Source organism: Dellaglioa sp. CoH-57-MRSF-20 (assembly GCF_056781955.1).
On the sequence record NZ_JBXAXV010000012.1, the window covers coordinates 1 to 1690 of the forward strand.

Consider the following 1690-nt stretch of genomic DNA (forward strand, 5'->3'; position numbering starts at 1 on the left):
TGTAATAATCCCTTTATGGTTGTCAGATGAAATAATATAATTTCATCCGATAATCATGGAGGGATTTTTGTATGTCCAGAGCCAAGTATTCAGCATTAGAAAAATTAACGTTTATCGAAGAATTTAGAAAGTCCGGAATGCCGAGAAGAACTTTTGCCCGAGAATACGGTATTAATAAAGATCTATTCAAACGTTGGGTCGATCGCTATGACCGCGATGGTATTGAAGGTTTACAGGAAGCGCGCCACAATAATCACTATTCAAAAGCGCTGAAATTAGAAGCGGTATTAACTTATCTAACGGGTCAATATTCACAAGCAGATGTTGCACTTAAGTTTGGTTTACGATCACAAAAACAACTATTAGACTGGGTTTCCAAGTATAATGAGGATAAAACGGTGACGGCGTCACCGTCCAAAAGGCAGGTTCCCATTATGAGTCGTAAAACTTCTTTTGAAGAACGCGTTTCAATTGTTGAATATATTACCAAAGATAAACATAGTTATAATGAAACTGCGGAACACTTCGGTGTCTCTTATCAACAAGCCCGTTCATGGGTTCTTAAGGCACGACAAGGTGGTTATGAATCACTAATCGATAATCGTGGTCACCGTAAAGATCAATCAGAACTAACAGATTTAGATAAAGCGAATCTACGGATTCACGAGTTAGAAAGCCAAATCGAAGATCAAAAATTATATGCGGCCTTTATAAAAAAATGGCAGGAACTTCAGCGCAAGGGGTGAATAAGCAAAGACGACTGGCATATCACGCGATTAAGAATGTTAGTCAAGAAAAGCATGGTGCGATAACAAAACTTATAAAAATGGTTGGCGTTAGCCGTCAGGCTTACTACAAAGGGTTAAAAAGACAAGAAACAGTTTGGGAGACACGTAATAAACAACTTAAAGAGCGAACCCAATACTGGTTTGATTTCAATCTACAAGGGATTGGTACTGGAAACATGTTGGTAAATTTACAAGCTGACACATCAATTAATTTTCCCATTACTTTCAAACAGGTTCGACGAGTTATGCGAGAACTAGGTATTCGATGTTTAGTACATCCGAAGAAGCATAATCGTGTGAAACAATCAGAACAATATATCCAAGATAATCTTCTTAATCAAAATTTTAGTGTGAGTAGACCTAACCAAGTTTGGTTGGCCGATTCAACAGAGCTTTCATATGGCATAAATGGCGAATATAAAATTCGGTTAAGTGGTGTTTTAGATCTTTATGGTCGGCGACTTTTAGCCTATAATCTAAGTCCTACAGAAACTAGTGAAGCAGAAATCCAGGTATTTCAGCAGGCCTTTTCAGGTGCTGGTAGTGTACACCCCATGGTGCACACCGATCGCGGTTCAGCTTATACCTCAAAACTATTTAATCGTTCTCTTGATCGATATGAAGTAACTAGAAGTATGTCCCGACCAGGAACGCCATACGATAACGCTCCAATGGAGCGTTGGTGGAATGAATTTAAAAATCGATGGATGGCACGTCAGCCACTGCCAAAGACCTATCAAGAACTTATGAAATTGGTTGAAGCAGGAATTGAATATTTTAATCATTACAATCGCTCAACACAAAGAAATGGCCTTACCCCAGATGAATACTGGGATAAAGCCATTTAGAAACATATTAAATTTTATATTATTTCATCCGTCAACTTGACAGGGCCTAGTACA

2 protein-coding genes are annotated in these 1690 nt (G+C 38.3%); both read left to right on the plus strand.

The annotated features are described in order from the left end of the window. Positions 1 to 71 precede the first annotated feature (71 nt). Positions 72 to 746: a transposase gene (locus tag AC1RPN_RS07690; protein WP_481761994.1), complete on the plus strand. Its 675-nt coding sequence runs from the start codon at positions 72 to 74 to the stop codon at positions 744 to 746. Continuing rightward, complete coding sequence (locus AC1RPN_RS07695; protein WP_481761993.1) at positions 719 to 1636, plus strand: IS3 family transposase; 918 nt, start codon at positions 719 to 721, stop codon at positions 1634 to 1636. Before AC1RPN_RS07690 ends, AC1RPN_RS07695 begins: the two co-directional genes overlap by 28 nt. Positions 1637 to 1690: the final 54 nt, after the last annotated feature.